This window comes from Vibrio sp. Vb2131 (genome assembly GCF_033338535.1).
Lineage (GTDB): Bacteria > Pseudomonadota > Gammaproteobacteria > Enterobacterales > Vibrionaceae > Vibrio > Vibrio alginolyticus.
This window is the reverse complement of record NZ_JAWOSW010000019.1, coordinates 13,559-39,128: the sequence shown is the minus strand read 5'-3', so window position 1 is coordinate 39,128 and position 25,570 is coordinate 13,559. Positions and strand designations below refer to the sequence as shown.

The window sequence follows — 25,570 nt, the reverse complement described above, 5'->3', positions numbered from 1 at the left end:
CAATTATTGGAAATCTTGCATGTTCCAGTTGCCAATATCTGCAGCTGGACCTTCTCCACCCTCTTGGCCATCTGCGCCTAGAGTGAAGATATCGATTGTACCGTTATCACCTGGGCTTAAGTATTGGTACTGGTTGCCCCAAGGGTCATTAGGAAGACGTTTGATGTAACCACCATCACGGTAGTTGCGTGGCTCTGGGTTAGATGGCTTGCTAACCAATGCTTCTAGACCTTGGTCCGTTGTTGGGTAAACGCTGTTATCCAACTTGTACATATCTAGGGCATTTTCCAGCGCTACGATGTCCGTAATCGCTTTTTGTTGGTCAGCCTTCTCTTTGTTACCCAATAGGTTTGGAACAACGAAACTTGCCAAAATACCAAGGATAACGACAACAACCATCACTTCTAAAAGTGTAAAACCCTGTTGTTTACTACGCTTAAACTTCATTTTTTTCTCCGAAAGTTAGATTAAAGCCATGCCGTTAGTAGACACGTCTTAATTCGAAATTATCCGCTCATCAAGTTATTCATTTCTAGCATTGGCATCAAGGTCGCCATCACAATGAACAACACTAATCCAGCCATTAATGCAATCAGCGCAGGAGTAAACACACCCAGAGCAATATTGACTGTTGATTCAAAGTTTTGATCTTGGTTATCGGCTGCCCGCGTCAACATGCTCTCTAATTCACCACTTTGCTCACCACTGGCGATCATGTGTAGCATCATTGGTGGAAACAAGCGAGTTTGGTCCAACGCCTTACGCAAACTAGCGCCCTCTCGGACGTTATCCGCTGCAAGCAAGACTTGCTGCTTCACATAACGGTTAGACATAACATCTACCGCAACGCGCATACCCTCGAGAATTGGAATCGCACTGGAAGTACAGACCGAAAGTGTTCGTGCGAATCGTGCGGTATTCAAACCTCGAGAGATCTTACCTATTAGCGGTAAGCTCAAGATTTTTCTGTCCCAAGCTAAGCGAAAGTCTGGCTTTTGCAACGCCAGTTTGAGGCCATAGAAAAGCGCCACCAGCACAACGAAAATAATCAGCCCCCAATCTTGCACAAACTCACTGGCTGCCAGTAAAAATTGCGTCGATTGAGGTAACTCTTGGCCCATCTGAATGATGGGTTCAATGATTTTAGGAACCACTGTCGCCAATAAGAACGAAACGATGACAACCGCGAATACCACCAAAACTACAGGATAAATCATGGCTTGAAGCAATTTAGATCGCATCTTTTGGCGGTTTTCGACATAGTCTGCCAAACGCTCTAATACGGTATCGAGGTGACCTGATTTTTCGCCCGCCGCAACCATAGAGCGGTACAGTTCATCAAACACGTGTGGGTAATCAGCAAAACTGTCGGCGAGCGGATAACCCTCGGTTACTTTCGAGCGAACCGCAGCCAGCATAGAACGAATTCTCGGCTTTTCAGCCTGCTCAGAGACCGCGCGCAAACATTCTTCCAGAGGCATGCCTGATTGGACTAACGTGGACAATTGACGTGTGATTAGTGCCAGCTCAGATGTTGAGATGCCGCGCTTAAAGCTGACTGAGCCTGAAGACTTAACCGATTTAGCTTTCGTCTCAACCACTTCAATCGGGATCATCCCTTGCTCTTTGAGTCGCTGGCGCACTTGTCGGGCGTTGTCCCCTTCTATCGTGCCTTTTTTATGCTTGCCTTTTGCATCTAGCGCTTTGTACTCAAATGCCGCCATTAGGTTTCCTTCGTCACTCGCATCACTTCTTCAAGTGACGTAATACCACGACGTACTTTGCTTAAACCATCACTGCGAATACTTGGCGTATGGGCGCGAACGGCTCTCTCAATTTCTTGTTCACCAGACTCTCGATGAATCAACTCTTGCACTTGCTCATCAACCATAATGAGCTCGTGGATACCTGTTCGACCTCGGTAGCCTTTTTGGTTACACGCTTCACAGCCTTTTGCTCGGTGCAGTTCTAACGGTTCATGCGCTTCCATACCAAACAGTTTTTTCTGTTCCGCATCGGCTTCATACGGCTCTTTACAGCTTGGACAAAGCGTTCGAACTAAGCGCTGCGCTAGCACCCCTAATAACGAAGAAGAAATAAGGAATGGCTCAATACCCATATCACGTAGACGCGTAATCGCACCCACTGCGGTGTTGGTGTGGAGAGTAGACATTACCAAGTGACCCGTTAAGGACGCTTGCACTGCAATTTGTGCGGTTTCTAAGTCACGGATCTCACCGACCATCACCACATCCGGGTCCTGACGCAGAATGGCACGCAAGCCACGCGCAAAAGTCATGTCGACCTTTGGGTTCACCTGAGTTTGACCGATGCCATCAATATCAAATTCGATCGGGTCTTCAACCGTTAAAATGTTGCGTTCGTTGCTATTGATCTCTTGCAAGCCAGCGTACAAGGTGGTTGATTTACCAGAACCTGTCGGGCCCGTCACCAAGATGATACCGTGAGGGCGGCCAATCAAGTGACGGAAGTTGTCATGCACTGAAGGGGTCATGCCCAAACTATGTAAATCAAGACGAGTCGCGTTTTTATCCAACAAACGCATTACCACGCGCTCACCATGTGAGGACGGCATCGTAGATACACGCACGTCCACCGCACGACCACCGATACGCAACGAAATACGGCCATCTTGAGGCACACGCTTTTCTGCGATATCTAGTTTAGCCATAACCTTCACACGAGAAACTAGCAAAGGCGCTAGCTTACGACTTGGGGTCAGAACTTCACGCAATACGCCATCGACACGGAAACGAATCGAAAGGGTTTTCTCGAACGTCTCAATATGAATATCCGACGCACCTTCTTTGATCGCTTCGCCCAACATGGCGTTGATCAATTTGATGATTGGCGCATCGTCTTCCGATTCTAATAAGTCTTCATCGTGCGGCAGTTCTTCAGCCAAAGAGAAGAAATCATCGCTATCAGCACCAATATCTTCCATCAACTGACGCGCTTCAGACGAGTCGCGTTGATATGCTTCGGTCAGCTTTTTATCAAAGGCTTCTTTATCGATAGGTTGCGGTACGAAGCTTTTCTTTAATACACGACGGACTTCAACCAGAGCCGCAGGGTTAAGCGGCTCGACATAGTAAAGAATAGGTGGACGCTCAGGATGCTCTGTCTCCAGCACCAGTTTAAAGCGGTTGGCAAAACTGAATGGCAGACGACGCATACTTGGCGCTGTGTCTAACATATCAACCATTAGTTGTTTTCCATTTGATCAATAAACGCTTGAATCTCTGTTGGGTGCTGACGCTCCTGGCCAAAGGCAGGCATAACCGGGATCTTCTCGTCTGCCATCAACTTCAACCCTTGATCCGCTTTGTAAAGCTGTTCTGCGCGAATAAAGTTGTATTTACGCTGCGTAATACCGTCGGCCGTCACACCATCGCGAATAATCGTCGGCTTGATGAACACCATCAAGTTACGTTTTTCTGTTTGCGTGCTAGTTGACTTGAACAGATGGCCAAGTACCGGAATGTCACCCAATAGCGGCACTTTAGACTCACTTTCAAGTGCGCGTTCATCGACCAAACCACCAAGAACCAACATCTGACCATCTTGGATCATGACAGAGGTGTTTAACTGTCGTTTAGCAAAGCGAACGTCAACCGCACCGTTTGCGCCTAATACGTTGGAAACTTCTTGTTCAATGTTTAACTGTACAGAGTCACCTTCGTTAATTTGTGGCACTACTTTGAGTTTGATACCGACTTCTTTACGGTCAACCGTTTGGAATGGGTTGTCGTTGTTTGAGCCAGCCGTAGAGCCCGTAATAACCGGAACCTCTTCACCCACAATAAATGATGCTTCGCCATTATCCATTACGGTAATACTCGGAGAAGATAGAATGTTTGAGTTGGAGTCAGAAGCAACAGCACTAATTAGCGCTGTCCAGTCACCCATGACAATACTCATTGCCGCACCATTTACTCCGCTAAGTGCTGAAGCTAGCGTAGAGTAGTCACCTGATTCAGTAACATCATATGGCGTTCGTTCGCCATTAGAGTTGGTATAGTATTCAGTTCGGGTTTGATCTTTTGCTTCTTCTAGACCAACCATTACCTGACCAATCGGGGCTCCTGAGTTACCGTACTGAATTACAGCACCCGTTTCTAATGAACCCCACTGAACACCTAGGTTAATACCATCACCTTCAGACATTTCGACAATTAACGCTTCAATAAGAACCTGAGCACGACGAATATCGAGTTGAGAAATGACGTCTTGTAATGCCATCATAATATCTGGTGGCGCTGTTAAAACTAACGAGTTAGTTGCAGCGTGAGCAGCAATGACGACCTCACCACGCGATGCACCTGATGTTTTCTGACCGGCTTGTTTTTCAGCTTGCAGGTTATCGGAAACACCTTTCAATACATCCACCAAATCTTCAGCTTTCGCATTTTTCAGGTACACAACTCGGTTGTTACCTTTTGTCGCCATTTCAACATCAAGTTGACGAATCAAACGTTTCAAGCGGGCTCTTACTTTTGGATCACCAGAAATTAAAATCGCGTTAGTACGTTCATCGGCCACAATTTTAGGTTCAAGGAACTCTGGCGTGCTTTTCTGATTCGCACTTTTATTCAGTGCTTCAACAATGCGTACCATTTCAGCAGCAGATGCATTACGCAGCTCTACCAATTCAATTTCTTTATCACCGGCTTGGTCAACTCGCTTGATGATCTCTGCTAAGCGATTCACTACTGCCGCACGACCTGTGATCAAGATAATATTCGCTGGATCATAATGAACCACGTTACCGGCACCGGCGTTATCAATCAGCTGACGAAGTAGAGGAGACAACTCTCGAACCGACACATTACGCACCGCGACAACTCGAGTGATAACACTATCGCCTTGCGCGCTGCCATCACCTAACACAGGGATTGCTGAGGTTTTTGAGTCTTTTGCTTTGATAACCTTAAGTACCCCATTGTCCATTTCTACGACTGCGTAACCGTATACTTCAAGGACATTAAGGAAAAAGCTGTAGTATTGCTCTTCGTTAAGAACGTCATAGCTGCGGACATCGATTTTACCGCGTACTGAAGGATCAACAATGATGGTCTTTTCGAGGTTACGACCCACTATGTTGATGAATTCTTGAATATCAGTGCCTTTAAAGCTCGCACTAAATTCGTTTGCCATTGCACCTGGTACGCAGAGTAAACTTCCTGCTAGTAGCCAAGCACTTTTGCTGAACCAATGTTTCACGTATGTCTCCCTGAACTTACGCCGGTTGCCTAAGTCTTACAATTGGATATAGATATCGTACTGTTGGCCGTCTCGCTCAACAGTTAAATTTAATTCTTGCGGATCGCTCATCACTTGCATCAGTTGTACTGAAGAAGACGGATCACTTAAATCGATCCCGTTCAGTTGAACCGCAATATCACCAGGTTGTAGCCCTACATCATTAAATAATGCGGCATCACGACCAGGTGATACTCGATAACCAACAATGTCTCCGTCTTTTTTGACGGGTGAGATGGTGATGTATTTAAAAACGCTTTGTGGATCTTTCGCAATTTCCTCGCGGATTTGCTCTAATTTCTCTCCAACGTCAGACGTCGCTGCTTCTGCTCGCTGAGCTTGCGCCCTAGCTACCTGCGGCGATTCAGATAACTTCTTATATTCTATACCTTGCATCATTAAGGTCTCGTCTCGACCTTGGTTATCAATGATGACGCGATCCACCAATACCGCTTTCAGCGTCGCACGTGTCCCTTCGATTTCTTCACCCAAACCGTACGTAGCTTGCTTACCTCGGTTAGCAATAACAGCAAGGCTGGTATTGGCATCACTGCTGGCAACCGCACCGACTAGGGTGAGGTTAAGGCGCGTCTTAGGGGCGTCTTTAACAATAGGCTGTTCTACAACCGCCGCTTTTTGCTCAGTGTATTTACCGAATAGGTTGGCATTCTGAAGGGCATTAAAATCTATCGCGTCGCCTCTATTGCTCGCAGCAACGCTACTCGCCGATGGACGCCATTGCGGCACTTCCGACGATTGAGGTATGGCTAACCACACAATTTTGCCAAGTATCCATCCGGTTATCGCAATAAACAGACAGGTAAGCAACAAGCTAAGTTTGGCTTGAATGGTATAATGATTGGACTTGATCTGAGCCAGTAGCGGTCTGCTTGATAATCCTGCACTTAGCTCTAAACGTTTCACTGAATGGATTCCTTTATTCTAACGTCCGTCATTTAAGCTATAACGATAGCTATCGACTTTAAATTGCTAAATTTGCAATAAAATTATTACTCAACAAAGAGCAGTGAACTATATCACAAGTTGTCTTTCATACCTTTTTCTTATGCAGTTTTTGCCAACTCCCTTGAAAAAAATACGCCTTGACTCCATCTGTAGGTGAATAATCCATCACTCATTGCCGTATTCGGGCAGTGATTAGATAGCGTAGTGTTCTATGAGTTCCCTAAATGAAGCCGTTAGGCTAGATAAATGGCTATGGGCCGCAAGATTTTACAAAACCCGCTCCATCGCGCGTAACATGGTCGATGGCGGTAAAGTCCACTATAATGGCCAACGAAGCAAGCCGAGTAAAATCGTTGAAGTGGGCGCTGAAGTCAGACTTCGTCAAGGCAACGAAGAAAAAATCGTGATCATCGAACAAATCTCAGATCAACGCCGAGGCGCTCCCATCGCACAAACCTTATATCGCGAAACCAATGAGAGTATCGCGAAACGTGAGGAACACGCGACTCAACGTAAGCTTAATGCCCACAACCCAAGTCCGGAACGCCGCCCAGATAAAAAGCAGCGCAGAGACATCATTAAGTTCAAACACCAATAAAAGCCGGAATTACCAACGAGGAAAGCACTCCATGGCAAATAATGTTTTAAACCGCTACCTATTCGAAGATCTTTCAGTACGTGGCGAGTTGGTACAATTGGATGAAGCGTACCAACGTGTTATCTCCAGCAAGGAATATCCGGCAGCAATAGAGAAACTGCTGGGTGAGCTACTCGTTTCAACTACTCTTTTAACTGCCACTCTTAAGTTCGAAGGTTCGATCACCATCCAGCTACAAGGCGACGGTCCTGTGTCTCTTGCCGTTATCAACGGTGACCATAACCAACGTGTTCGTGGCGTAGCTCGCTGGGAAGGCGATATTGCCGATGACGCAAACATTCACGATCTAATGGGTAAGGGCTACCTTGTGATCACCATCGAACCGAAAAACGGCGAGCGTTACCAAGGCGTCGTTGGATTAGAAGGTGACACTTTAGCAGAAGTGCTAGAAGGCTACTTTACAAACTCAGAGCAGTTAAAAACGCGCCTATGGATCCGCACTGGTGAGCATGAAGGCAAAGCACACGCAGCAGGTATGTTGATTCAAGTGATCCCTGACGGCACTGGCTCTCCAGATGATTTCGAACATCTAGAGCAGCTCACTGATACAGTAAAAGATGAAGAATTGTTTGGTTTAGAAGCGAACGAGTTATTGTATCGACTATATAACCAAGACAAAGTACGTCTGTACGAGCCACAACCTGTCGAGTTCCATTGTGGCTGTTCTCGTGAGCGTAGCGGTGCCGCAATCATCACCGTTGAGAAAGCTGAAATTTATGACATTTTGGCAGAAGTTGGATCAGTTTCTTTACATTGTGATTACTGTGGCACAACTTATACGTTCGACGAATCTGAAGTCACTGAACTGTATGCACAAGCTTCTACGGACAAGAAAACCCTGCATTAATTTACATAGCTTATCAAGCACGTAATTTACCCTACAAAAGGCCAGCTTAATGCTGGCCTTTTTGTGATCAACCCCTCGTAATAACTAGCCTCAAGCGTAATAAAACAACTGCTTAATTTTAAACAATTAATAATGATTTTGCCCTAGCGCAAAGGATTGCGTGCACGATAGACTATTCCCACCAATATGTGACGGGTTACCTAAAACCTTATTGAAATCATGGGTAAATTTTGAGCTATCTCCCTGTTTTCTCCCCGCCCCGTTGCTAGCATGGTGAGCAGATTAAAATTAAAACATTCTTACAAAATCCCTACAAAATCCTTATAAGGAGCACCTATGACCGTTATGGAACATACTAAGGCTGCAACACTTGATCTAACCAAGCACGGACTGCATAACGTAAAAGAGGTTATTCGCAACCCAAGCTACGAAATGTTGTTTGAGGAAGAAACGCGTGAAGACCTAACCGGTTATGAGCGCGGCGTGGTTACTGAACTAGGTGCGGTTGCCGTTGACACTGGCATCTTTACTGGTCGCTCACCAAAAGATAAATACATCGTCAAAGACGCTACGACAGAAGAACATATGTGGTGGACGTCTGATCAAGTGAAAAATGATAACAAGCCAATCACTCCTGAAGTGTGGGACGAGCTAAAAGAACTGGTCACAAACCAGCTTTCTAACAAACGCTTGTTTGTTGTTGACGGTTACTGTGGTGCAAACCCAGATACACGTTTGAGCATTCGTGTTATCACAGAAGTCGCATGGCAAGCGCACTTCGTTAAAAACATGTTTATTCGCCCGACAGAAGAAGAGTTAGCGACATTTGAACCAGACTTCGTAGTAATGAATGGCGCAAAATGCACTAATCCAAAATGGGAAGAGCAAGGCCTGAACTCAGAAAACTTCACCGTATTTAACCTAACCGAGCGCATGCAACTTATCGGTGGTACTTGGTACGGCGGTGAAATGAAGAAAGGTATGTTCGCCATGATGAACTACTTCCTTCCACTAAAAGACATCGCATCAATGCACTGTAGCGCTAACATGGGCAAAGATGGCGATGTAGCGGTATTCTTCGGTCTATCTGGTACGGGTAAAACGACCCTGTCGACTGATCCTAAACGTGCGCTAATTGGTGATGATGAGCACGGCTGGGATGATGACGGTGTCTTCAACTTCGAAGGTGGTTGTTACGCAAAAACCATCAAACTTTCGAAAGAAGCGGAGCCGGACATCTACAACGCAATTCGTCGTGATGCACTGCTAGAAAACGTAACAGTACGTGGCGATGGCTCTATCGACTTTGATGATGGTTCGAAAACAGAAAACACACGTGTTTCTTACCCTATCTACCATATCGATAATATCGTTAAGCCAGTATCAAAAGGCGGCCACGCGAATAAAGTGATCTTCCTATCAGCCGATGCATTTGGCGTACTGCCTCCAGTATCTAAATTGACACCTGAGCAAACTAAGTACCACTTCCTGTCTGGCTTTACCGCCAAACTAGCGGGAACAGAGCGCGGTATTACTGAGCCAACACCAACTTTCTCTGCTTGTTTCGGCGCGGCGTTCCTAACGCTTCACCCAACTAAATACGCAGAAGTACTGGTTAAACGCATGGAAGCAGCAGGCGCTGAGGCTTACCTAGTGAACACAGGTTGGAACGGCACTGGCAAACGTATCTCTATTCAAGATACACGCGGAATTATTGATGCCATTCTTGATGGTTCGATTGAAGAAGCACCAACTAAGCACATTCCAATCTTCAACCTTGAAGTACCAACGTCACTACCAGGTGTGGATCCTAGCATTCTAGACCCTCGCGACACGTACGTTGACCCACTTCAGTGGGAAAGCAAAGCGAAAGATTTAGCAGCGCGCTTTATCAATAACTTTGATAAGTACACAGACAACGCTGAAGGTAAATCCCTGGTTGCGGCTGGTCCTCAGATTGATTAAATCGAGTAACAGCGACGTCGCGTAAACGCAGTGAAAAGTTGGCATTAACTTATCACCTTTACGTAGGCCAAGTTACAAAAATTGCTTCAAGCCCCTCTTTTGAGGGGCTTTTTATTGAATACCACAGAATATTGATACAAGCTAAAGCCTATCTAGTTTTATTTCATAACACACGTAGGTTCTAGCAAAGATGAAAACAGCGCGTCGAGTTCTACTTCTGTTACTGGTTATCTTAGTTGCCATTCCAGCCGCTACGATTGCGCTGCTAACAACATCTTACGCGGACGCAACCTGGCGCTTGCTGTCAAACACCTTTTCTCTTCCCTTCCGGGCCGGAAGCGTGCGTTATGGCTTTCCCTATCACCTAACTTTACAACGCGTGAACACCAGCGGAGACGATGCGTCTTACATCGAGCAAGTCGATTTATGGATGAATCCCGATGTTTATCGCGATGGTAAATGGATCGTTGATAGTTTATTGATTGATGGTATGAGCTTGCAGTATGGCGCACCAAAGCTCCCACCTTTAGACAACGTTTTATTCCATCAAATCGCGCTCAAAAATATTGATTACGCCGACGAGCAGTTCTCTGCCAATGGCATTGACCTTCAAATTCAATCACCACAATGGAATGGTCATTTAATACCATATGGCGAAGTTCAACTTGCAGCTGACCAACTCTATTGGAATGGCGAAGCCTTTAATCAAGTCTTAGTCGATATAGACTACAAACCGCAAGACAGTACGCTTTATGGCACCTCTTTTAACTGGCGTAACAGTCAAATATCTGGGCAAGGGGAGCAGTATCCTCAAGGCTGGTCTTTAGTAAATGTGACCATCAACAAGCTGAAACTGAGTAATACGCAGCGCCAATCACTGCTTGCAAAACCTTGGCACGATCTACCATTTAGCATTAATCATATTAATAGCTTAGATTTGCTTAACGCCGATATTGAATGGGGCGACTGGCACTGGCAGAACTTGGATCTTTCTGTGGAAAACGCCACGCTGCCACTGTCTCTCTGGAAGACAAAAGCTCAAGTGTCATTGCAGGCGGATAGCGTTCGATTCCAGCAGCAAACCGCAATAGAGCCACGTTTGAGTGCCGCTATCGAGCCAGGAGTAATCCAGCTCAACGAGCTCAGCTTAGATTGGCAGCAAGGTCGAGTGCAAGTTTCTGGATTGTTCACGCCAACACAATGGAAGCTCAAAGAAGCCTCTATTCAAGGCCTCAAGTGGGCAACACAGCCAGAAGACAACCTAAATTGGTGGCACGCCGCCACCAGCGAGTTAGAGCATGTTGCAATCGAACGACTCGACATTGAGCGCAGCCAAATTATCCAGCTATCTCACGAACCTTATTGGCAACTTTCCGGTTTAAATATCGAAGGGCAACAGCTTGATATTAAACAGTCTGCTCAACGTTGGGGCCTTTGGCAAGGCGAATTGGAAGTCAGCGTTGTCAACGCCAGCTATGACCAAATACTCACATCTCACGCAGCACTTGCCATGCAAAGCAAAGATGGCTTTTGGCAATTGACTCGCCTTTTTGCGCCACTCGAGCAAGGCTACGTAGAAGGCATCGGACAAATAGATTTGAGTACCCCGAGCCAACCTTGGGCGCTCAACGTCAATGCTGATGGTATTCCCTTATCGCTCTTCCACGATTATTTTTTACCCGACACACTGGCTATTGATGGTTTTTCCGATCTCAGCCTCGATCTACAAGGGTTATCAGGTGATCGCAACATGCTGGCCTACAGCTTATCGGGTGAAGTGGAAGCCAATCTCCGAGATACCCGCTTGAAGTCCCAAGCGGATCATTCGCTCAAAGCCATTACCTTAAGTCCACTGCGTTTAAGCGCGCAACGAGGGGAAGTTGCCATAACGCCGGTCACCATCTCAGGAAAAGCCATAAGTGGTAAGGTTTGGGGAACATTTGATATGGCCAACAACCCGCTAAGTGGCATTACTTATCAATTGGAAGAGTCGTGCGGAAACATTGAAGGCGATCTACTAAGTGGCGAAACCCACCGTAATGAGTGCGTGAACGCATCAAAACTGGCCGAGCCTACTGATATTGAGACTCCACAGAAAAATGAACCTTCCATCGAGCAGCCAATCGTAATTGATAACATCAATTTGGAGACTCAAGAGGAAGAGCTTTACGAAGAAGTTATCGAAGAAGATGAAGTACCCGACACGAATTCCGCAGCAGAACAAACCCTCTCACCGACAGAGCAAGAAGGTGAAACAGATAAGCGCCCAGCAGATCAGTCGGCGCTTACCCCATCAGCAACTGAGTAACTGCGAGTAGTTCGGTATCAGCATATAGGTACCGACAAAATCCACAGCTGGCGTGTCACCACTATAAATCACTACGTGAATAACGATGCGTGCTTTGCGTCCCGACTCCAATCGGTCTAGGTCACCACTGATCCCATCCAACGAAGTACTCGCCACGGGGTTTTGTTCGACTGGTTGACGATAACGAATAGAGCTGTCGGCCAACACAATATCACCGTGCAACCCACGCTCTTTAAGCAGCAGCCACGTCATCCCCCACCCTGTCAAGGTTGCTAAGGTAAAAGCTGACCCGGCGAACATGGTGTTATGCGGATTAAGGTTAGGATTAAGCTGCGCACAGCATTCAAACTGGTAACCCGTGTACTGATTAATTTTGATCCCCATTTTGTCGCTAATTGGGATTTGTTGCTCCCAGCGCTGTTGAAGCTCAGTACACCATTCAGGGCGACGTAACACATTGGCCATCGGATCCAGTTGCTTCACCATTTGCTGATGGCGCACAGGGCCACGCTCATCGGTTAGCTCGCCTCGACGCTCAAAGCCATTTTTTTCATAAAAGGCGATGGCATCTTCACGGGCATTACACACCAAGCGTTTCGCTCCTTCTTGGCGCGCTAACGACTCTAGTGCAACCAAAACCAGCGAACCCATTCCTTTGCTACGGCGATTATTTTTAACCGCCATGTAGCGGATCTGGCCATCATTATCCGGTGTAATGTATAAACGGCCAATCGCCATAGGACGACCTCGTCCATCAACAATCATGCGGTGATGGCTCATTTCGTCGTATTCATCGCGCTCTGAGCCGATCGGCATACGCCATGGCTCACGAAGCAGTTGCCAGCGAAACTGATAATACTTGTTTATCTGATTATCGGTTTTGGGAGTAATGAGTTTGAACATATCAATCCTTTGAAAGCACAACACTAATCAGTGTCGGAAAAATTACTCCAAGCCAATTCCATGATCTTGGAGTTAAAGCTTAGACTATGGCGCCTGTGTTACCAGATTAGACCTGCAACCAAAACGTCACTGGACCGTCATTCACCAAAGACACTTTCATATCGGCAGCGAAGCGGCCACGCTGTGTGGGTAAGACTTCTTCACACAAGTCAGAAAAGTAATCATACAAGCGCTCTGCATCAACAGGATGCGCACCGCGAGAAAAGCCAGCTCGCGTGCCTTTTTTTGTATCCGCAGGCAGCGTAAATTGAGAAACCACCAGCACTTTACCTTCCACCTGTTTAACGTTTAGGTTCATCTTGCCTTCGTCATCTTCGAACACACGGTAGGTTGTAACACGCTCCATTAAACGCTTTGCTTTAGCTTCATCGTCGTCCTTCTCTACGCCCAATAAGACCAGCAGACCACGATCAATTTCTCCTACGACTTCACCATCCACACGGACGGCTGCTTCACTGACTCGTTGAATTAGCGCTATCACTACTCTCGCTTCCTTCATCTGTTAACTGAGATTCAGCGGTCGAGTGTATCATGTCTAAATCTTCACTCCAGTGCTCTCGCTCACCAAGCGCAGCCGTAACTTCCGCCCCCAATAACACGATCATCCAGCATAAATACACCCAAACAAATAAGATAGGAATCGCCGCTAACGCGCCGTAGATGAGCTGATAAGACGGAAACTGAGTGATGTAGAGTGCAAAGCCTTTTTTACTCAACTCGAACAGTATCGCGGCGACTGCTGCCCCCATGGCACCATGAGCGAGGTGTACTTTTTTATTCGGCACTAGAATATACAAGCCAAGAAAAGCAAAAAAGGACAGCAACAACGGTAGCCAACGCAGAAATAAATTAAACGCACCAGATAATGTCTCGTTCTCTAAAATTTGCAGCGAAGTCACGTACGACGTCGCCGCAATACTCGCACCGACCATGATCGGCCCTAACGTGAGTACCATCCAATACATAGAGAATGAAAAGACTAAACGGCGCTTGTCTTTAACTCGCCAAATGTAGTTTAAGTTCTTATCAATGTTGGAAATCAGCATGACTGCGGCAATGAATAAAAACCCACCGCCAACCGCGCTCATTTTGCCCGTATTCGCCACAAATTCCTGTAATGCCGTATGTACAGCTTCTCCAGAAGCCGGCACAAAATTCTCAATAATGTAGCCTTGCAGCACCTCACCAACGTTCGCAAAAACGGGAAATTTCGACAATATTGATAACAATACCGTCAGCATTGGCACAATAGACAACAAGGTAATGTAGGCAAGATAGCCCGCGTTCACATTCACACGGTCATGCGTTAATCGCTTAAGAAGGTACGTAAAAAACGCGACGCAACTTGGCAGTAGATTGATTAATCTCGCCTTGTAACTCTCTGATAACTGGTTCATAGTTCATCCCATAATTAGCGCCGAGGACATAAGAATGCCTTATTTATTAGCAATTGTACTATCAATTTTCACTTTAACAGGGTGTCAATCTGCTTATTACTCAGCAATGGAGCAGGTTGGGTATCATAAACGAGATATTATGGTCGACCGCGTCGAAGATGCCAAAGAATCTCAACAAGATGCACAAGAAGAATTCACCAGTGCACTTGAAGCCTTATCTGCGATCACCAACTTTGATGGTGGTGAGCTAGAAAATGTCTACAACAACATCAATGACAAATACGAAGATAGCGAAAAAGCGGCTCAAGACGTACGTGACCGTATTGCTGCGATTGAAGACGTATCCGGCGCACTGTTTGATGAGTGGCAAGATGAGCTAGAGCTGTACTCGAGTGCGAAACTGCGTCGTTCAAGCGAGCAAAAACTACGTGAAACCAAAGCCTCGTACAAAACCATGCTTAGCGCTATGAAGCGTGCAGAGAAAAAGATGACACCGGTACTGGATACGCTACGTGACAACACGTTGTACTTAAAACACAACCTTAACGCCAGTGCGATTGGTTCTTTGCAAGGTGAGTTCTCTAGCTTAGAGAAAGACATTCAGTTTGCGATCAAACAAATGAACGAAGCGATTGCAGAGTCCGATAAATTCCTACAAAAGCTCAATCAAAAGTAAATGATTTAGACCTCCTCCAAGTGAGGAGGTTTTAGTCGGCGACCTCACCGAGTAAACCGATGACACTTCGAACAAAGCCTACCCTCTCTGGTACAGTTCCCCATGGCACTTCTACCACTTCATAACCCAACTCAGTATAGACACTCACTAACGACTGATGAATCTCCAATGCTTCTTCAAAGCTGTGCGGACGCACTTCATCTTGTACGTAAATGGATGCTTCAGGTCGACAAGTAAACACCTGACTATGGTACCCAGCGCTTTCGGTTAAGAAAGCTTGGTCAACCTTACAGCCGCCCACTTGTAGGTATGCAATGATGTCGGGGATGGCGCGATCAACAAACGCAACATCATGACAACGCGCATCACTCTTTTGTTTGTCCATCAACCCAAGGCATAACTTGGCAAACCCAGGTAAATTCGTCCACGGCAAAATACCATTTTCTAACTGGCTTTGCTGCTCAATCAAGTCGCGAGACCCTTCAGGAAACGTGGCGTAACCACACGCGTCTAGCGCATTCAGCAATGTTGTTTTTCCCGCACCAGGCCCACCGGTGATAATAATCGGGTTCATATTCAACTCCAGAAAACAAAAAGCCCCGAGCATAACTCGAGGCTTCTTCTTAATTGAATCGCTTAACGAAAATTATTTCGCGCCACGAGAAGCACGCTTACGGTCGCTTTCCGTTAGGAACTTCTTACGGATACGGATGCTTTCAGGCGTTACTTCTACTAGCTCGTCGTCATCGATGAATTCTAGTGCTTGCTCAAGAGTCATCTTGATTGGCGGAGTAAGAACCTGTGCGTCATCGGTACCAGATGCACGAACGTTGGTTAGCTGCTTACCTTTCAGTGCGTTTACCGTTAGGTCGTTGTCACGGCTGTGAATACCGATAACCATACCTTCGTAAACTTCAACACCGTGACCGATAAATAGACGACCACGCTCTTGAAGGTTGAACAGTGCGTTAGTTAGCGCTTTACCCATCGCGTTCGCGATTAGTACACCGTTTACACGTTGACCGATGTTACCGCCTTTGTGAGGGCCGTAGTGATCAAACGTATGGTAAAGAAGACCTGAACCTGAAGTCAGTGTCATGAATTCCGTTTGAAAACCGATCAGACCACGTGATGGCATAACGAAGTCCATACGCACACGACCTTTACCGTCTGGAGACATGTCTTTCAGCTCACCTTTACGTAGGCCGATGTTCTCCATGATGCCGCCTTGATGCTCTTCCATTACGTCGATCGTTACAGTCTCGAACGGTTCCATCAACTGACCATCTTCTTCTTTGATGATTACTTCTGGACGAGATACTGCTAGCTCAAAGCCTTCACGACGCATGTTTTCGATCAGGATAGAAAGGTGAAGTTCACCACGACCTGATACGCGGAATTTATCTGGATCGTCTGTTTGCTCAACGCGTAGTGCAACGTTGTGTACCAATTCCTTCTCAAGACGCTCAAGGATGTTACGTGACGTTACGAACTTACCTTCTTTACCCGCGAATGGAGACGTGTTTACTTGGAACGTCATCGTTACTGTTGGTTCATCAACAGACAATGGTGGTAATGCTTCTACTGCGTTTTGTGCACAGATAGTGTCAGAAATTTTCAGCTCGCCAAGACCAGTGATTGCGATGATATCACCCGCGTTAGCTTGTTCCACTTCGTGACGCTCTAGGCCAAGGTAGCCCATTACTGTACCCACTTTACCGTTGCGAGTTTTACCGTCAGCACCAATAATGGTTACCTGCTGGTTTGGTTTAACGCTACCACGAGTTACGCGAGCCACGCCGATAACACCAACGTAAGAGCTGTAGTCTAGCTGAGAAACTTGCATCTGTAGTGGACCATCAAGGTCAACATTTGGCGCGTCAACAACATCAACGATAGTTTGGAATAGTGGTTCCATGTTCTCGCCAGTTTCGCCTTCTTCTAGAGAAGCCCAACCGTTAAGTGCAGATGCGTAAACTACTTTAAAGTCTAGCTGGTCATCAGTTGCACCTAAGTTGTCGAACAGGTCGAACACTTGGTCCATAACCCAATCAGGACGTGCACCAGGGCGGTCAATCTTGTTGATTACAACGATTGGTTTTAAACCGTGAGCAAACGCTTTTTGTGTTACGAAACGCGTTTGAGGCATTGGACCATCAACTGCGTCAACGATAAGTAGTACAGAGTCTACCATCGACATGATACGCTCAACTTCACCACCGAAGTCCGCGTGTCCCGGAGTATCTACGATGTTGATACGGTAATCGTTCCAGTCGATTGCTGTGTTTTTAGCAAGAATGGTAATACCGCGCTCTTTCTCGATGTCGTTCGAGTCCATGACTCGCTCTTCAGCTTCACCGCGAGACTCAAGCGTGCCTGATTGTTGTAGCAGCTTGTCAACCAACGTGGTTTTACCGTGGTCAACGTGCGCGATGATCGCGATATTTCTTAATTTATCAATCTGTGGAGTAGCCATGGATATTGATTCACTTAGATAGATGAAATGCCCCCACGCTGAGAACGGGTGCTCTCTGGCGACATTTGCTGATTAAAAAAACGGCCATAATGTACCAGATTTTAGCAAAAAGCCTAGAAATATGTGATCTACTCCCGAGCATTTCTGCGATTTTTACGCTTAATGCCCATTTTCTTCCTCAGAACGAATTGATTAAACGCAACTTTATTCTAATCGATGCATAATTCAAATTGACTCTTGCTCAAAAACTGGGCTGAATACGCAATGTACCTGTCACATTATGGTGCAACAATGATTTTTAGCACCATAATAGTGCAAGCAAAGATCATTTTGGTGCAAGCAAGTGCACCAAACTAGCATTCAAAAACACAATTGCTTGAAATTAATGGAATATTTTTTTTGGCACGGTTTTGGCTTTAGTTAAAACAGCATCGATTAATGAAAAGTCAAATTGATTAATCAATGCCAGGTTTCATGAATAATTCATAAATCGAGCTTTTACCGCTTATTAACACTGGAGGTTATCCAAGATGTCAGTAGAAAACGTTCTATCGCTGATCCAAGAAAACGAAGTTAAGTTTGTTGACCTACGCTTCACTGATACAAAAGGTAAAGAGCAGCACATTTCGATCCCTGCTCACCAAATCGACGCAGACTTCTTCGAAGAAGGTAAAATGTTCGATGGTTCATCAGTTGCTGGCTGGAAAGGTATCAACGAATCAGACATGGTAATGATGCCTGACGCATCTTCTGCTGTGCTTGACCCATTCACGGAAGACGCAACACTAAATATCCGTTGTGACATCTTAGAGCCTGCAACAATGCAAGGCTACGACCGTGACCCACGCTCTATCGCAAAACGCGCTGAAGACTTCATGCGTTCTACAGGTGTTGCAGATACTGTACTTATCGGTCCTGAACCAGAATTCTTCCTATTTGATGACGTGAAGTTCTCGACAGACATGTCAGGCTCTTTCTTCAAAATCGACGACGTAGAAGCGGCATGGAACACAGGTTCTGACTACGAAGAAGGTAACAAAGGTCACCGTCCAGGCGTTAAAGGTGGTTACTTCCCAGTAGCTCCAGTAGATTCATCTCAAGACATCCGTTCTGCTATGTGTCTAGTAATGGAAGAAATGGGTCTTGTTGTTGAAGCGCACCACCACGAAGTGGCAACGGCGGGTCAAAACGAAATCGCAACTCGTTTCAACACGCTAACAACCAAAGCTGACGAAATCCAAATCTACAAGTACGTTGTACACAACGTTGCTCACGCGTTTGGTAAAACAGCGACGTTTATGCCTAAACCACTTGTTGGCGACAACGGCAGCGGTATGCACGTTCACCAGTCTCTAGCAAAAGATGGCGTAAACCTATTTGCTGGTGACAAGTACGGCGGTCTATCTGAAATGGCGCTTTACTACATCGGTGGTATCATCAAACACGCTCGTGCAATCAACGCATTCGCTAACCCATCAACAAACTCGTACAAACGTCTTGTACCAGGCTTCGAAGCACCAGTAATGCTAGCTTACTCAGCGCGTAACCGCTCTGCTTCAATCCGTATCCCAGTGGTACCAAGCCCGAAAGCACGTCGTATCGAAGTTCGTTTCGGTGACCCAGCGGCGAACCCATACCTATGTTTCGCAGCAATGCTTATGGCTGGTCTTGACGGTATCAAGAATAAGATCCACCCAGGCGAAGCGATGGATAAAGACCTTTACGATCTTCCAGCTGAAGAAGCAGCAGAAATCCCAACTGTTGCATACTCACTAAAAGACGCACTAGCAGAGCTAGATGCTGATCGTGAGTTCTTAACAGCGGGCGGCGTATTCTCTGACGACTTCATCGATTCATACATCGACCTTAAGTCTCAGGACGTAGAGCGTGTGAACATGACAACTCACCCTGTTGAGTTCGAACTTTACTACTCTGTGTAAGGTCGACACTGTGTAAAATGTAAACACAGCAATAAAATATTAGGCTCGCCTCGCAGGCGGGCCTTTTTTGTATTCGCCAGTCAAGCTTCGACGTTTAACATAAGAGGATAATAAAAATACGCTTAGAATTTTTCCTTACAGGTCAAAGAGCTAAGCCATTGAAACGTGAAATCATCGAACAAGAGAAGGTGAGCAATGAAAGTTCAGCTTATTCCATCACTGTGTGCACTCAGCGGATTGTTAATCGCCTCTATCGCCTTCGCGCAGGTCGCGTATACGTGGGTAGATGAAAATGGCGTGGTTCACTTTAGTGATACGCCAAACAAAGGAGCAAAAGCGATCGCACTGCCAAACCTTGAAGCCAGCGCACCAGCTCCTGAGGTAGAAAGTACTGAATCGCTCGCACCTCAGACTACGCCATCTACTGCATCACAAAACAAGCCAGAGAAAACAACCGAGAAGCCTCTTCTATTACAACTCTCGATGCTGACTCCCAAGCACAACGAGACCATCCGCAGCAATCGAGGCATCATCAATATTCAATTAGAAACCAATCGCAAGCTTGGTATCGGTGAGCAATTGCAATTGTTACTCGATGGAAAACCTTATGGTGCGCCACAAAGCCATATAGTGTGGCAGTTAAACAATATTGACCGAGGCACTCACACACTTGCTGTGCACGCGAAAAGAAGCGGCAAGCTTATTGCATCTACTAGCCCTATAACGGTGCATTTACATAGAGCAAGTGTTAAGCCGACCGTAAAAGGGGCAAAATAGAATATCTGGTGAAAAAAATCACATCTCAGCGGTGCTTTTCACTTTTTCTTCTAAGATTTATTCGCCATACTTAACGTTCAATTGCACCATTATTGTGCATCGCACAATCTTAAAGCAAAACAAGGACGTAATGTGGATACCAGTCTTCCTAGTGCCATTCTCAACAATATGGTGACAGCAACGCTGATTCTTGATGATGGATTGGCCATCCGTTATGCCAATCCGGCTGCCGAATTGCTGTTTTCTCAAAGCGCCAAACGAATTATTGAACAATCACTTTCTCAATTGATTCAGCATGCGTCGCTGGATCTCGCGCTGCTCACTCAACCGTTGCAAAGTGGCCAAAGCATCACCGACAGTGACGTCACTTTCGTTGTTGATGGCCGCCCTTTAATGCTAGAGGTGACGGTTAGCCCTATCACTTGGCAAAAGCAGTTAATGCTTCTGGTCGAGATGCGCAAAATTGATCAGCAGCGCCGACTCTCTCAAGAACTGAACCAACACGCCCAACAACAAGCGGCGAAGCTGTTAGTCCGAGGGCTTGCACATGAGATCAAAAATCCGCTTGGCGGCTTACGCGGTGCGGCGCAATTGTTAGAAAAAATGCTGCCAGAGCCCTCTCTCACCGAATATACACACATCATCATTGAGCAAGCAGACCGTTTAAGGGCGCTCGTGGATCGATTACTAGGACCGCAGAAGCCAGGTAAGAAGACACAAGAGAATCTGCACCAAATTCTTGAAAAGGTTCGCCAACTGGTTGAATTAGAGTCACAACGCTCAATCATCATTGAACGAGATTATGACCCAAGCTTGCCAGAGATTTTGATGGATACAGACCAAATCGAACAGGCAATGCTTAATATCGTCAGCAACGCCGCACAAATTCTTAGCCATCAAGAACACGGGAAAATAACCATTCGCACCAGAACGGTGCATCAAGCCAATATTCACGGCAAACGCTGTAAACTCGCTGCTCGTGTCGAAATCACAGACAACGGCCCAGGTATTCCACCGGAACTACAAGACACGCTGTTCTATCCCATGGTCAGTGGCCGCGAGGGAGGAACAGGATTAGGGCTATCTATTTCGCAAAATTTGATCGACCAGCACAATGGAAAAATAGACGTAGAAAGCTGGCCTGGTCACACAACATTTACTATTTATCTGCCGATCTGATTGCGCTAATGGACTTCAAGTCGCGTCAGTTTTTCGGTTTGCTGCAAGGATTACTACATGAGTAAAGGATATGTTTGGGTCGTTGATGACGACAGTTCAATTCGCTGGGTAATGGAGAAAACGCTCTCCTCTGCCAACATCAAATGTGAAACCTATGCCGATGGGGAAAGCGTGTTAATGGCGCTCGAACGCGAAGTGCCGGATGTTCTAGTATCAGACATTCGCATGCCAGGTATTGATGGGTTGGAGCTACTAAAACAAGTACAGCGCGATTACCCAGACCTTCCCGTGATTATCATGACAGCGCACTCAGATTTAGATGCAGCAGTGAATGCGTACCAAAAAGGTGCTTTTGAATATTTACCAAAACCTTTTGATATTGATGAAACTTTAACTCTGGTTGAACGAGCCATTGCACACAGCCACGAAAACAAACGCGAGCAGCTCTCTCCAGAAGACATTCCAGCAGAAACGCCTGAAATTATCGGTGAAGCACCAGCGATGCAAGAGGTGTTTCGCGCCATTGGTCGTCTTTCTCGCTCCTCTATTTCAGTCTTGATTAACGGTGAATCGGGCACGGGTAAAGAACTCGTTGCTCATGCACTGCACCGTCACAGTCCACGTGCTAACAAACCTTTCATTGCGCTCAATATGGCGGCGATTCCCAAAGACTTGATTGAATCAGAACTGTTTGGCCACGAAAAAGGCGCGTTTACGGGGGCAAACAATGTTCGTCAAGGACGATTCGAACAAGCCAATGGCGGCACTCTATTTTTAGACGAAATCGGCGACATGCCATTGGACATTCAAACTCGTTTACTACGCGTTCTAGCTGACGGGCAGTTTTATCGAGTGGGCGGTCACTCTCCGATCAGTGTCGATGTACGAATTGTCGCAGCAACACACCAGAACTTAGAAAAGCTGGTGCACGAAGGTGACTTCCGTGAGGACCTCTTTCATCGCTTAAACGTGATTCGCGTGCAGATCCCGGCACTGCGTGAGCGTAAGCAAGACATTGAAAAGCTTACACAGCATTTTCTTATCCGTGCGGCTGATGAGCTTGGTGTGGAAACAAAAACTCTCCACCCGTCAACCGTGGAGATTCTTAACCGCCTTGATTGGCCTGGCAACGTGCGTCAATTAGAGAATATTTGCCGTTGGTTAACCGTTATGGCCAGTGGTAGCGAAGTGTTACCAAATGACTTGCCAAGCGAACTACTCGAAGAGAAAAAATCCATTTCAGACTCTGCACATGGTAGTTGGCAAGAACAATTAGCGGATTGGGCACGGCATTCACTCGCAGCAGGAGATAAAGAACTGCTTTCTTACGCTTTACCAGAATTTGAACGCATTTTATTAGAAGCAGCCTTAGAGCACACTAAAGGTCATAAGCAAGATGCCGCTAAAGTATTAGGCTGGGGGCGAAATACACTCACCAGAAAATTAAAAGAATTGTACTGACAATCACTTACGTGGTGCATTAACAACGAGCGTCGTTTGTCACTCGATATTAATAAAAACATCAGTACAATTGTGGCGCACCACCATCTATGTGATTAGGCGATGTCTACTGCTACGACTCAAATTACACTGCGTACTGCTGTTTTGATTCCATTTGTCATGATCTTCTTACTGGCGATCGGTGTCATTGTCTACGTCCAAAAACAAAGTTACGAAGAAGTGGTCACGGATATCAGTGACAAGCAACTTTCCGTGTTAACCGAAAGTGTCCACGACCACCTCAATAGCTATCTACGTAAGCCTTTTACTGCGGTTATGGCTCTCGCGCACAACGTCAGCTATCACAACCTTTATCGCCCTCACGATACCTCAGACATTCAAAACTACCTGCTGAGTGCATTCAAAAATCTTTACCAATCGATACCGCAGTTGGATGTAATCGCATTTGGTTCAGAAAACGGCGACTTTGCAGGCTTTCGCCGCGAGCTTTCCGACGATTACACCTTAATGGTGCAAGATCGCTACACCGATGGTGATCTGGTTATTTATGGGACCAACCATGTGAGTAACAACATTCGAACGGTTATCTCCCAATACGATCCTCGCACTCGCCCATGGTATAAGCCCGTTGCGGAGAGCCAAAACGCCACTTGGTCTGAAATTTATACCAACGCTGATGAACGCCAGGATATTACGCTATCAGCCATGACGCCGGTGTACAAACACGACCAATTTGCTGGTGTTTTGGTGACAGACATTCGTATCAATACATTCAACGAATTCCTGCGCGAGTTAAAATACAACACTAAAGCGTCGGTCTACATCATGGACCCAGATCATCGTTTAATCGCTCACTCAGGCCCGGGAAGCGTCATCTCATGGGGCACAAAATTTTCGGATAAAGGGCAGCGTTTGCTTGCCGCTGAAAACGCAGACCCGATCATCAAAATCAGTGCGAGCCGCGTCCGGTCTTTCGATCTCAACAACACCAAGCAACCTTATACTTTTTCATTTGAACATGATGGCCAACGTATTTTCAGTCGGCTAACCCCGTATCGAGACCAAGATGGCTTAACATGGTTTATTGGCACCTCCATTTCGGAGTCCGAGCTTCTCGGCCTGTTACCGAAAAGCCAGCAAGAGAGTTGGCTCGTTGGCATTATTGTAAGCCTATTTGGGATCGCCATCAGTTGGATCATTTTCAACCGAGTTACTAGACCAATTAACGCGACGGCCGCCGCCGCTCAGCACCTGGCAAATGGGGATTGGGATAGCGGCATGCCAAAGCCTGGTTATGTGTATGAGACAACCGTACTGGTTCATGCTTTTAATGAAATGGCGAACAATCTAAGAGCTTCATTCAAAGCATTGCGTGAACAGTTGGTTTATGACTCTCTAACACGCTTATATAGCCGTCAGGGTTTGGTCGAAATCTGTGAAAATCAGTCTGATCTTTGTCACGGCAGTTTATTTTTACTTGGTATCAACAAATTTAGAGATATCAACGACAGTGTGGGTCATCACAACGGCGACCAGCTGTTGGTCAGCATCGCTGAAAGGTTAAAACAGCAGTTTCGTGACAACGCATTATTGGCTCGGATTGGTGGTGACGAATTCGCGGTGTTTCTCTCAAATGTCGACACGGAAACCAAAATTAAACAAACCGAGCGTCGATTACAGCAACTCTTTTCCACCCCATTTATGGTGGAAGGCGAAAATGTAGTGATGAAGATTTCACTTGGTATTGTACAAACCCAGCCAAACGAAACCATGCCTTTATGGTTACGCAACGCCAGCATCGCATTAAGTTACGCTAAACAAGACTCACTGACTGGTGTTTGTCACTACAGCCCAGAACTAGCGAGCGCTTCAAAGTTTCGTACACAAATGCTGACCAAGATCCAAACTGGCATTGAAAACCGAGAGTTTATTCCTCATTACCAACCGATTGTGGATCTCGTCAGTGGCACAGTGTGTGGCGCCGAAGCACTTGCGCGTTGGCATAGCGACTCAGGTATGGTGTCACCATTAGATTTTATCCCAATCGCGGAAGAAAGCGGCATGATCAAAGCCATCGGCCAACAGATTCTGTTACAAGCTTGTCGCGACACTTACCAAGCGATCGAAAGCAAACAGTGGCCGTCGGACTTCCAACTGCATGTGAATATCTCCGTTAATCAACTATCCTGCCCAAGTTTTGTTGATACGGTGACAAGCGTATTGGATATCACGAAATTACCAGCAAGTAACCTCACACTAGAGATCACAGAATCACGTATCATTGATAGCGCACCGACCACACTAGAAAATATGACTAAACTGCGTGAAATGGGTATTGGTATCGCGATAGATGACTTTGGCACCGGCTACTCATCACTGGGTTACCTCCACTCTCTGCCGTTTACCTGCTTGAAGATTGATCGCACCTTCATCAATCAACTCACACAAGAAAACTTAAACAGTTCAGTCGTCGCTGCCGTCATCAATATCACAGCAGGTCTCAAAACTAATGTCGTCGCGGAAGGTGTCGAGGATAGCAATCAAGCACAATTACTGCGCTCTTTAGGCTGTAATCAGGTGCAAGGCTTCTACTACAGCCGCCCTATGCCACTAGAAGAATGGCCAACACATTTGGTGAACATGAAGTAGAAAAGAGCGAGAGTCGTTGATTTCC

Annotated in this window: 20 protein-coding genes; 10 read left to right on the top strand and 10 right to left on the bottom strand. The window is 46.2% G+C overall.

Features of this window, described 5'->3' with window-relative positions:
* Positions 1–3 precede the first annotated feature (3 nt).
* The 5 genes from gspG to gspC are packed head-to-tail and all read right to left on the bottom strand — an operon-like array spanning position 4 to position 6,207.
* Positions 4–447, bottom strand: coding sequence for a type II secretion system major pseudopilin GspG (gene gspG, locus R7E38_RS18380; RefSeq protein WP_005379298.1), 444 nt, complete (start codon positions 445–447; stop codon positions 4–6).
* Positions 448–506: 59 nt separating this feature from the next.
* Complete coding sequence (gene gspF / locus R7E38_RS18375) at positions 507–1,724, bottom strand: type II secretion system inner membrane protein GspF (RefSeq protein WP_104975741.1); 1,218 nt, start codon at positions 1,722–1,724, stop codon at positions 507–509.
* Entirely contained in the window at positions 1,724–3,226 is a 1,503-nt protein-coding gene (gspE, locus tag R7E38_RS18370; RefSeq protein ID WP_005379296.1) for a type II secretion system ATPase GspE, read from the bottom strand. Before gspE ends, gspF begins: the two co-directional genes overlap by 1 nt.
* A complete protein-coding gene (gene gspD, locus R7E38_RS18365) occupies positions 3,226–5,244 on the bottom strand; it encodes a type II secretion system secretin GspD (protein WP_005379295.1) in 2,019 nt (672 codons plus the stop codon). The genes gspE and gspD overlap by 1 nt, the downstream gene beginning before the upstream one ends.
* A gap of 36 nt (positions 5,245–5,280) precedes the next feature.
* Positions 5,281–6,207: a type II secretion system protein GspC gene (gspC, locus tag R7E38_RS18360; protein WP_318081961.1), complete on the bottom strand. Its 927-nt coding sequence runs from the start codon at positions 6,205–6,207 to the stop codon at positions 5,281–5,283.
* A gap of 253 nt (positions 6,208–6,460) precedes the next feature.
* Here gspC and hslR point away from each other — a divergent pair, with 253 nt between their 5' ends.
* The 4 genes from hslR to R7E38_RS18340 all read left to right on the top strand — a co-directional run bounded on the left by hslR (position 6,461) and on the right by R7E38_RS18340 (position 12,027).
* A complete protein-coding gene (hslR, locus tag R7E38_RS18355; protein ID WP_005379292.1) occupies positions 6,461–6,847 on the top strand; it encodes a ribosome-associated heat shock protein Hsp15 in 387 nt (128 codons plus the stop codon).
* A gap of 31 nt (positions 6,848–6,878) precedes the next feature.
* Positions 6,879–7,754, top strand: a complete 876-nt coding sequence (gene hslO / locus R7E38_RS18350) for an Hsp33 family molecular chaperone HslO (protein ID WP_318081960.1) — start codon at positions 6,879–6,881, stop codon at positions 7,752–7,754.
* 336 nt (positions 7,755–8,090) lie between these two features.
* On the top strand, positions 8,091–9,719 hold the full coding sequence (gene pckA / locus R7E38_RS18345) for a phosphoenolpyruvate carboxykinase (ATP) (RefSeq protein ID WP_005379288.1): 1,629 nt from the start codon (positions 8,091–8,093) through the stop codon (positions 9,717–9,719).
* Between the two features lie 190 nt (positions 9,720–9,909).
* On the top strand, positions 9,910–12,027 hold the full coding sequence (locus tag R7E38_RS18340) for an AsmA family protein (RefSeq protein WP_005379285.1): 2,118 nt from the start codon (positions 9,910–9,912) through the stop codon (positions 12,025–12,027).
* Here the strand turns inward: R7E38_RS18340 and R7E38_RS18335 are convergent.
* The 3 genes from R7E38_RS18335 to R7E38_RS18325 all read right to left on the bottom strand — a co-directional run bounded on the left by R7E38_RS18335 (position 12,013) and on the right by R7E38_RS18325 (position 14,387).
* The gene (locus R7E38_RS18335; RefSeq protein ID WP_005379283.1) at positions 12,013–12,930 is read right to left on the bottom strand and encodes a bifunctional GNAT family N-acetyltransferase/hotdog fold thioesterase; all 918 of its coding nucleotides are present in this window, start codon (positions 12,928–12,930) and stop codon (positions 12,013–12,015) included. The two genes, R7E38_RS18340 and R7E38_RS18335, sit on opposite strands and share 15 nt — an antisense overlap.
* Before the next feature lie 106 nt (positions 12,931–13,036).
* On the bottom strand, positions 13,037–13,471 hold the full coding sequence (dtd, locus tag R7E38_RS18330) for a D-aminoacyl-tRNA deacylase (protein ID WP_005379282.1): 435 nt from the start codon (positions 13,469–13,471) through the stop codon (positions 13,037–13,039).
* Positions 13,443–14,387: a virulence factor BrkB family protein gene (locus tag R7E38_RS18325; RefSeq protein ID WP_033905908.1), complete on the bottom strand. Its 945-nt coding sequence runs from the start codon at positions 14,385–14,387 to the stop codon at positions 13,443–13,445. The genes dtd and R7E38_RS18325 overlap by 29 nt, the downstream gene beginning before the upstream one ends.
* A 34-nt stretch (positions 14,388–14,421) precedes the next feature.
* Between R7E38_RS18325 and R7E38_RS18320 the strand changes: the two genes are divergently transcribed.
* Positions 14,422–15,063, top strand: a complete 642-nt coding sequence (locus tag R7E38_RS18320) for a DUF2959 domain-containing protein (RefSeq protein ID WP_005382972.1) — start codon at positions 14,422–14,424, stop codon at positions 15,061–15,063.
* A gap of 31 nt (positions 15,064–15,094) precedes the next feature.
* Here R7E38_RS18320 and R7E38_RS18315 read toward each other — a convergent pair whose 3' ends face one another.
* Positions 15,095–15,637 carry an AAA family ATPase gene (locus R7E38_RS18315; RefSeq protein WP_033905906.1) on the bottom strand — a complete coding sequence of 181 codons (543 nt, stop codon included), beginning with the start codon at positions 15,635–15,637 and terminating at the stop codon, positions 15,095–15,097.
* 72 nt (positions 15,638–15,709) lie between these two features.
* Positions 15,710–17,539, bottom strand: coding sequence for a translational GTPase TypA (gene typA, locus R7E38_RS18310; RefSeq protein WP_005379276.1), 1,830 nt, complete (start codon positions 17,537–17,539; stop codon positions 15,710–15,712).
* 530 nt (positions 17,540–18,069) lie between these two features.
* Here typA and glnA point away from each other — a divergent pair.
* The 5 genes from glnA to R7E38_RS18285 all read left to right on the top strand — a co-directional run bounded on the left by glnA (position 18,070) and on the right by R7E38_RS18285 (position 25,545).
* The gene (glnA, locus tag R7E38_RS18305) at positions 18,070–19,479 is read left to right on the top strand and encodes a glutamate--ammonia ligase (protein ID WP_005379275.1); all 1,410 of its coding nucleotides are present in this window, start codon (positions 18,070–18,072) and stop codon (positions 19,477–19,479) included.
* 195 nt (positions 19,480–19,674) lie between these two features.
* Positions 19,675–20,256 carry a DUF4124 domain-containing protein gene (locus R7E38_RS18300; protein WP_033905904.1) on the top strand — a complete coding sequence of 194 codons (582 nt, stop codon included), beginning with the start codon at positions 19,675–19,677 and terminating at the stop codon, positions 20,254–20,256.
* Between the two features lie 132 nt (positions 20,257–20,388).
* Positions 20,389–21,435 (top strand): nitrogen regulation protein NR(II), encoded by a 1,047-nt coding sequence (gene glnL, locus R7E38_RS18295; RefSeq protein WP_017821940.1) that lies wholly within the window; start codon positions 20,389–20,391, stop codon positions 21,433–21,435.
* A gap of 57 nt (positions 21,436–21,492) precedes the next feature.
* Positions 21,493–22,896: a nitrogen regulation protein NR(I) gene (glnG, locus tag R7E38_RS18290; protein ID WP_005379267.1), complete on the top strand. Its 1,404-nt coding sequence runs from the start codon at positions 21,493–21,495 to the stop codon at positions 22,894–22,896.
* Between the two features lie 102 nt (positions 22,897–22,998).
* The gene (locus tag R7E38_RS18285; protein ID WP_104979920.1) at positions 22,999–25,545 is read left to right on the top strand and encodes an EAL domain-containing protein; all 2,547 of its coding nucleotides are present in this window, start codon (positions 22,999–23,001) and stop codon (positions 25,543–25,545) included.
* Positions 25,546–25,570: the final 25 nt, after the last annotated feature.